Annotated in this window: 8 protein-coding genes; 2 read left to right on the top strand and 6 right to left on the bottom strand. The window is 72.9% G+C overall.

The genetic code is table 11. The features are described from left to right. Positions 1-170, top strand: a 170-nt coding sequence (locus AOK24_RS46550) for an NlpC/P60 family protein (protein ID WP_167376876.1), incomplete at its 5' end; no start/stop codon positions are given. A gap of 3 nt (positions 171-173) precedes the next feature. Here the strand turns inward: AOK24_RS46550 and AOK24_RS30990 are convergent. The 6 genes from AOK24_RS30990 to AOK24_RS30970 all read right to left on the bottom strand — a co-directional run bounded on the left by AOK24_RS30990 (position 174) and on the right by AOK24_RS30970 (position 6,169). Then, positions 174-845 carry a hypothetical protein gene (locus AOK24_RS30990; protein ID WP_055723353.1) on the bottom strand — a complete coding sequence of 224 codons (672 nt, stop codon included), beginning with the start codon at positions 843-845 and terminating at the stop codon, positions 174-176. Next, entirely contained in the window at positions 842-1,414 is a 573-nt protein-coding gene (locus tag AOK24_RS30985; protein ID WP_055723352.1) for a phosphatase PAP2 family protein, read from the bottom strand. The genes AOK24_RS30990 and AOK24_RS30985 overlap by 4 nt, the downstream gene beginning before the upstream one ends. 273 nt (positions 1,415-1,687) lie before the next feature. After that, positions 1,688-3,064: a diacylglycerol/lipid kinase family protein gene (locus AOK24_RS30980; RefSeq protein ID WP_055723351.1), complete on the bottom strand. Its 1,377-nt coding sequence runs from the start codon at positions 3,062-3,064 to the stop codon at positions 1,688-1,690. Between the two features lie 119 nt (positions 3,065-3,183). Next, a complete protein-coding gene (locus AOK24_RS49345) occupies positions 3,184-3,357 on the bottom strand; it encodes a hypothetical protein (protein WP_167376875.1) in 174 nt (57 codons plus the stop codon). A 111-nt stretch (positions 3,358-3,468) separates the two neighbouring features. Then, positions 3,469-5,142, bottom strand: a complete 1,674-nt coding sequence (locus tag AOK24_RS30975) for a hypothetical protein (protein ID WP_055723350.1) — start codon at positions 5,140-5,142, stop codon at positions 3,469-3,471. A gap of 169 nt (positions 5,143-5,311) precedes the next feature. Beyond that, a complete protein-coding gene (locus tag AOK24_RS30970) occupies positions 5,312-6,169 on the bottom strand; it encodes a hypothetical protein (RefSeq protein ID WP_055723349.1) in 858 nt (285 codons plus the stop codon). Positions 6,170-6,461: 292 nt separating this feature from the next. On the opposite strand from AOK24_RS30970, the gene AOK24_RS30965 reads away from it, so the two are divergent. Beyond that, positions 6,462-7,124 (top strand): lipoprotein, encoded by a 663-nt coding sequence (locus AOK24_RS30965; RefSeq protein ID WP_055723354.1) that lies wholly within the window; start codon positions 6,462-6,464, stop codon positions 7,122-7,124. Positions 7,125-7,561: the final 437 nt, after the last annotated feature.

Here is a 7,561-nt window from a genome sequence, read left to right as displayed (position 1 = left end):
CGCTGCAACCCGGCGACCTGGTCTTCTTCTTCGACGGCCTGAGCCACACCGGCGTTTACACGGGTAACGGCATGATGATCCACGCACCGGGGCCCGGCGCGTTCATCCGCGAGGAGTCGATCGCGCACGCGGGCGAGTCGGCACTGCGGGGGGCGATCCGTCCCGCGTGAGGCTCACGCGGACTCGGGGAGCCGTTCCCGTGCCTGCCTGACCTGTTCCCGGCTCAACCGGCGCAGCTCCCACAGGAGTTCCGCCGCATCGGCCATGTCGGGATGGTGGGAGGGTTCTTCGGCGGGTGGATCGGCGTCGACGAGTACAGCGAGCCGGTCCGGAGGAATACCCAGCACGCGCGCGAAGGCGATGAACAACTCCGGGGAGAGAGCCACCACTCCCCGTCCTACTCCCCCGATGGTGGCCGGCGAGAGGTACGGCCCGGCCATCCCGGCCACCGCTTGCGCTCCCGACGACCAGTGGAGGTTCCGGTTGGCCAGCAGCCGGAGAAGCAGTGCTCCGGGACCGGGAGGGTACCCGCCGAACTCCCTCAGAGGGCTCCAGAGAGCCGTACGAGGCTCCTGAGGCAGCGAACGGACGTGCTGGAGGAATTCCGTACGCTGTGCCGCTGGAAGGAGTCTGAATCGCCATACGACGTACGCGACGGAGGAACGGACCTCCGCGTCCAGGGGGTTCAGCTCCTCGGGGACACCGAGACCCGCGAGAACGAACACGTCGGGTACCCGCACCCCGAGCTCCGGCGCGAGTCCATACAGGAGTTCCGGCACCGGCTCCCCCTCAGGCACCGCGACCCCCAGCCGTCTCACCCGCGCGCGGAACTCCTCCCAGGTCACTTCTGCCGTGCTCCCGCGATGGCAAGTACGGTCGCCGCCGCGCCGGTACCGAGGACCGCCCCGGCGATGACGTCTCCCGGATAGTGCACCCCGGTGTGCACGCGCGAGTACCCGACGGCGCAGGCCAGCAGTCCCAGCGGGAGGGTCGTCGCGGGCAGTGCGGTGCTCACGGCGGCGGCGAAGGCGACGGCCGACGCGGTGTGCCCGGACGGGAAGGACGCCGAGTCCGGCATGGGGACGTGCCGTCCGGGGAACGGCGAGTCCTCCGCGCGGTGCGGGCGGGGACGGCGTACGAGCTTCTTGCCCGCGAGGTTGGCGGTGGCCGAGGCGACCCCGACGGCCGCGACCCCGAGCAGGGCGGCCCGGCGGGTCTTACCGGGCCGCAGGGCGAGCAGGGCCGCTGCCGCGAAGGAGATCTTCGAGTGGTTGGCGGCCGTGGACAGCCGGCGCAGCGCGGTGTCCAGGGTGGGCGTCTTGGTGACGGTCACCGCCTCGTAGAGGGCTTGGTCGAGGGCGGCGAGGTCGCGCACCAGGCTGATGCCGTCGAGACGGCTGCGGGGGTCGGGCATGGTCGTTTCTCCGGACGGCGGTTTCGGGGCCGGGACGCAACGCGCGGGCGCGCGCCGGGGCCAGGACAGGGAGGAAGGTCTCCGGGAGGCGGGAAGGGGCAGTGCGCGCGCGGGGGACAGCGTTGCCGCCGCCCGCGCGTACGCGTACCCGACGATGGCACCGACCGGGCGAGAAGCCGCGTCGACCCGGCGCACGCGTACCCGCCAGCTTCGGGCCCGCCGGGCCGAGGGCCGCACACCCGACGCCCGCGCGCACGCGTACCCGACTCTCCCTCAGTCATCCCCCTCCCCCGCGTCCGCCTGCGGCCGGTCCAGCGCGAGGCGTACGATCCTGCGCCAGTCGACGTTCGGCGGGGAGTACGTCGCGCCGGGTCTGCGGCGCGGTACGCGTACGCGCAGGGCGCCCTGGCGGAGGGTGCAGACGACGGGGACCGGCATGACGAGGGCCTCGCCGTCGATGGCGACGGGGATGTGGGAGCGGTCGGCGGAGACCTCGACGCGGGACGACTTCGTGGAGGTGATGCCGCCCGCGCGTTCGCCGCGCAGGACAACTTCCGCGGCCTGGGCGGCGCCCTCGACCTTGATGCCGATGACGCCGAGGTTGCCGGAGTCGAGGCGGGGGCGCCGGCCGCCGCCGAAGGGGTCCGCGCGCGCGTAGGGGTTGTTGCTGACGAGGACGGCTTGCGGCGCGTGCAGGCGGGTGCTGCCGGCGTGGACGCCGAGGGTCGCCCCGGCCTCGCCCATGAGGAGGTCGGGCAGGAGGTCGAGCGCGGTGAACGCCTTGGCGTCGCGGTACTCGGGGCTCTGGACTATCTCCGCGTACGCGCCGAAGGAGACCGTGTTGACGAAGGCGCGCCCGTCGACGTCCCCGAGGTCGACACGGAACTCGACGCCGTCGGTGAGGGCTTCGAGGGAGGTGACGGGGTCGGTGCGGTCGAGCCCGAGGTCCATGGCGAAGTGGTTGCGCGTGCCGGCGGCGATGACGAGGAACGGCACGTCGTGCTCGGCGGCGACGGCGGCGACCAGCGCCTGTGTGCCGTCCCCGCCCGCGACGCCGAGCAGGTCGGCGCCCTCGGCGAGCGCGCGCCGGGCCTCGGCCTCGGGGTCGGTGGTGCCGTCGGGGGCGATGAGGATCACGCGGGCGCCGAGGGCCTCGGCGCGGCGGACGAGGTCGAAGCGTTCGACCTTCCCGCCCCCGGAGCGGGGGTTCATGATGAACACCGGCCGGCTGGGCGGCGGGGTCTTGCGCCCGCGCCTGCGGCGTTTGGCGTGCGGCTGGCGGACGCTGCGCAGGGCGGAACGCGCGCTGGCGAGGGCGGCGGTCCACAGGGCGATGGCGCAGACGGCGACGACCCACAGTCCGGACGAGGCGTACAGGACGAGGACGCCGATCGGCACGAGGACCGCCAGGAGCGCTCCCAGGAGCCTGGTCCAACCCCGGTGCGCCAGGGCCCACCACAGGCCCGCTCCGGCCAGCGAGAGGCCCGCCACGCCGCTCAGGAGGACGAGCCAGCCGTCCGATCCGGCGCCCGCGACGACGGTGAAGACCGCGCAGGCGGCGAGGAGGAGCGCGAGCCGGGCCCAGTCGCGTGCGCGCCGGGCGTCGAGGTCCCTCGCGAAGGCGCTCTTTCGCGCGCGTGTGTCGTTCACCGTGTGCCCGCCATGCTGTGTGCTCCCCCTGGGGTCCCGAGCCTCGTTGCCATGATCGTGATTACCACATCGTGGCGTACCACGGCGGTCAGCAACGGTACCCGGGACCCGTAACGGGCTCAGCGGGCGGGCGAGTTGGCGCGCGCCTGTTGCCTGCGGGCGTTGTTGTACACGCGCATGAGGTGTTTCGAGACGGCGCAGGGCACCGTGTCGAAGTGGCACTGGCGGCAGGTGCGCGCGTGTTCCTCGTAGGCGGCGCGGGCCTGCTGGAGCGCGTCCTCGGGAAGGGGCATGACGGTCCTCCGACGGGATGGGGTGGGGGGTGAGCCGGACACCGCGGTGTTCGTAAGGTTCACTTAAAGTCAGAGTGGATCATGTTACTTCCGGTACGGGAAAGCGGGCGCTCAGAGGGCTTCGTCACAGCAGCCGGGGCCCGTGCTCCGCCCCCGGCAGAAGCAGGACGACTCGACGGGCACGTCGGCCAACGCGCGGGCCACGGTGAGCTGTTGGCCGATCAGCGCGGCCTCGCCGTGCTTCCCGAGCCGTACGAGGCACTCGTGCAGGCCGTGCAGGGCCCAGACGTTGCCGGGGTGGTGGACCGCGCGCGGGAGCGCCGGGTCGAGGCCGAGGTCCGCGCGGTAGACCGCCTCGGCCTCGGTGACGCGGCCCTGTTCGAGCAGGAGCGCCCCGTACGCGTGCCGGGTGGGCTGCATCCAGCCCCAGGGCTCGTCGTACGGCAGGTCGTCGCTCAGTTCGACGGAGCGCTCCAGGGCGGCGAAGGCGCGGTCGACGTCGCCCTTGCGGTACTCGAGTTCGCCCTCCAGCATCGCGGCGGCGATCGCGAGGACGTCCTGGCAGGTGTTGTTGAACAGGGTCCGGGAGTCGGGGACGCGGGCGACGGCGGCGTGGAACAGGGCGCGTTCGGCCTCCGCCTCGGGGACGCGGCCGGTGGCGGAGAACGCGACCCCGCGCGCGTAGTGGTGCATCGCGGTGGTGACGCAGTACAGGTCGGGGTCGGCGGGCCGGGGCAGGGCGAGGACGTCGGACCAGCGCCCGAAGCGGATCAGGACGTGGACGCGCATCGCGAGGAACCCCTCCAGCCAGTCGGCCATGGGCGGGCTCTCGACCCTGAGCAGCTCCTCGGGGATGGACTCCTCCAGGCTGCGGGCGGCCTCCAGGGCGACCTTCGAGGCGCCGAGGAACATCGCGCCGTAGATCCGGAAGTGGTGGTTGTGCGCGCGGTACAGGGTGTAGAAGTTCATCGCTCCCCCGCGCGCGTGCGCCTTCTCGTCGGCGGCGATGGCGGCTGTGTTGTCGGCGACCGCCCTGCGGTAGTCGCCGCAGAGGATCTCCAGGTGCGAGGGCATGTGCAGGAGGTGCCCGGCGTCGGGGACCACGCCGCGCAGCCGGTCGGCGACCGCGAGGGCGGCCTCCGGGGTGGGCGACATCTCCATGAGGTGGACGTACAGGTGCGGCAGGCCGGGGTGGGCGCCCTCGGGGTCGGCCGCAAGGGCGCGCTCCAGGACGTCCCGGGCCTCCCGCGTGCGCGCGCCTTCGGCGGGTTCACCCGTCCTCAGGTCCCACAGCTGCCAGGGGGTGAGGTTCATGAGGGCCTCGGCGTACAGGGCCGCGACGTCGAGGTCGTCCGGCGCGAGGGCGTACACGGCCTCCATGGCGTCCGCGTAGGCGCGGTTCCACACCGTGCAGTCCTCGGCGGCCTGCGCGCGCGGGTAGCGGGCCCTGAGGGCGGCGATCAGGGCCCGTTCGACGGGCCGGGACCGGGCGGCGCGCTCCTGGGCCAGCTCGACGGCCTCGTGGGTGCGCCGGACGGTCCGCGCGAGGTCCTTGTCGTCGAAGAACTCCCAGGGCTTGTTGTAGTTCGGGCCCAGCGCGTAGGCGACGCCCCAGTGGGCCATCGCGCACTCCGGGTCGGCGCGCACGGCCTCCTCGAAGCAGGCGACGGCCTCCTCGTGGTGGAACGCGTACGTCCACACCAGGCCCCGGTCGAACCACTTCTGCGCCTCGGCGGACGCGGTGGTGACGAGCCGGCCGTAGCTCCCGAGGTCGTAGTACTCCATGCGCGCTCCCCTGCTCGCGGCCACCCTCAGCGGCGGCCCCCGAGCGACGTATACCGCCCGGCGAGAGGGCTACGGGACCGGTCCGCGCGGGGTGTGCCCGCACGCGCCGGGCCGGGTCGTCTCGTCCTTCCGTACGACCGGAGATCGTCGTCCCCGAAGGACAGCCCTGTCACCGTATTCGCCCGCACTCCGGGGCGGCCTCCCCGCGCACGCGTACGGCGGGCGCCTCGGCCATCTTCGGCTCGGGCCCCTCCGGCGGCGCCACCTCGGCCGATGCCGTCGTCGTAGGCACCGGCTTCGGCCAGGGCACCCAGGCCGGGAGCAGCGCCCGTACGCGCTCGCCCTGGCCGTGCAGGAGCCCCATGACGACCGCCGCCGCGACGGCAATGAGGTGTTCGCGGCCGGCGAGGTTGGGCTTGGCGATCGACTCGACGACCATCGAACCACCCGTGAGGGTGAACACGATCGGGGCCCGGCGGATGACGGACATGTACGTGAAGAGGCCCACGACGGCCGCCGAGGGGCCCGTGTCGAGGACCTTGCCGAACTCCGGGGACAGTCCGCCCCAGTGGTCGGGGCCCAGGGCGAGCATCACGCGGACGGTGAGCGTGCCCGAGAGGGTGGACGCGTAGGCGATGAACAGGGTGCGCGCGCGGCCGAGGGCGACCTCGGCGAGGGCGAAGGCCAGGAACAGCTGGGTGATGCCCGCCCAGACGGGCAGGTCGAGGGCCGGGACGTACAGCGAGATCGGCGTGCGCAGCAGGGCCTGCCACAGAGGCAGGTCGCCCTGGACGCCGCCGACCTCTCGGACGATCTTCTCGCCCGTGTCGTTCTGGGCGATCGCGTGGAAGAAGATCACGCCCGCGCAGGCGACGATGGCGAGGGAGAGGGCGGAGGGGCCCCTGCGCCACAGTTCGCGCACCGGGTCGACGACGATGCCCTGGAGTTCGCCCCACAGGGTGCGCCCTATGAACGCGACGCCCCTGTAGAGCGGCGATCTCCGCCGGGTCCCCGCCTTCTCGTCCACTTCTCGCCCCACCGTCGTCCCCACTGGTCACCCGCACACACATTCGGAAGATCGAATCTAACTCCTGAGACGCCCGGAATCGACATTCAGGTTGATTTCGGTACCGGTTGCGCGAGGCGCACGCAACCGACACCACGACCCACGCACTCACAACGACGGCCGTTCGCGGCCCTTGGTTTAGTCGGCGCCCGATCAAAGTGACCATCGCCACACCCCGCCGGAGGCGTTGTCAGTGGCCTCGATTACAGTCCGTTGTCAGATACGCACGAGAGGGGAACGCAGGGTGGGGAACATGCGACGGGGGATGTCGGCGGTACTGGTGGCGGGGGTGCTGGCCGGGTGCGGGACGTCCGGGAGCGACACGGACGGCGGTGCGGCGAAGAGCACGGCGAAGGCGCAGACGCAGGCGACGCCCTCGCCCTCCGCGTCCGCGTCCGCTCCATCGGCCGCCTCCGGCGGGACGCTGGGCGCGAAGGGCTCCGCCTGCGAGCTGCCAGTGACCTTCCAGACCGCCGCGAAGTGGAAGGCCGAGTCCATAGCGGCACCCAAGGACGCCTCCGACGACCTCCTCGACGCCCTTCTGCGCCAGGGCCCCGTCTCCGGCGTCTGTGAGATCGACGCCAAGCCCGCGGGCCACATCGGCTTCATCCGCGTCTACCAGGGCAAGCCCGGCAACGCGGACGCGCGCACGGTCCTCAAGGGCTTCGTCGCCGCCGAGAAGGGCGTCAGCGAGGAGAAGTACGCGACGTTCACGGCAGGCACCACGTCCGGCGTGGAGGTCTCCTACCGCGTCCACGTGGAACTCCTGGACGAGACCAAGACAGAACACGCCCTCGCCGTCACCACCCCCGAGGGCCCCGTGATCATCCACCTGGGCGGCATCGACGACGCGGAGCACAAGGCCATGCTCCCGGCCCTCGACCTCGCCAAACACACCCTGCGCGTCACCGCCTGAGCCCCCGGAGGATCTCGGACGGCGACGCACGGCGAAACACACCCCGAGTCACCACGACCCGCCGGCCACCGGGCCCGCACCCCGCCCCCGCCGGGTCACCCGTACAGGAGCTGTCGTCGCCGAAGGGGCTCCACGCGCGGACGCTCCTCGCCCACGGCCGGACACCAGCGGCACGCGCGGGAAGCGGCGGACCCGAGCCGCCCCCGCCACACCGTCGGCACCCGCCCGAGGAGCACCCGCACGCGGGCGTCGCCCCCCTTGTGGAAGGCCACCGGGGAACACACCCAGGCACCGGCCCGCCGCAAGGCCCACCGGGCCCTCGCGCAGCGCGGGCGAGGACCGGCCCCCCTCGTCGGGCGCCGGTGAGCCGGCCCAGGTCGGGCGCCGGTGAGCCGGCCCAGCGCGAAAGGCCCCGCCGAACCGCCCCACCGAAGCAC

This window comes from Streptomyces niveiscabiei, from assembly GCF_001419795.1.
Classification (GTDB): domain Bacteria; phylum Actinomycetota; class Actinomycetes; order Streptomycetales; family Streptomycetaceae; genus Streptomyces; species Streptomyces niveiscabiei.
The sequence above is the reverse complement of the archived record's forward strand: the minus strand, read 5'-3'. Positions and strand labels throughout refer to the sequence as shown.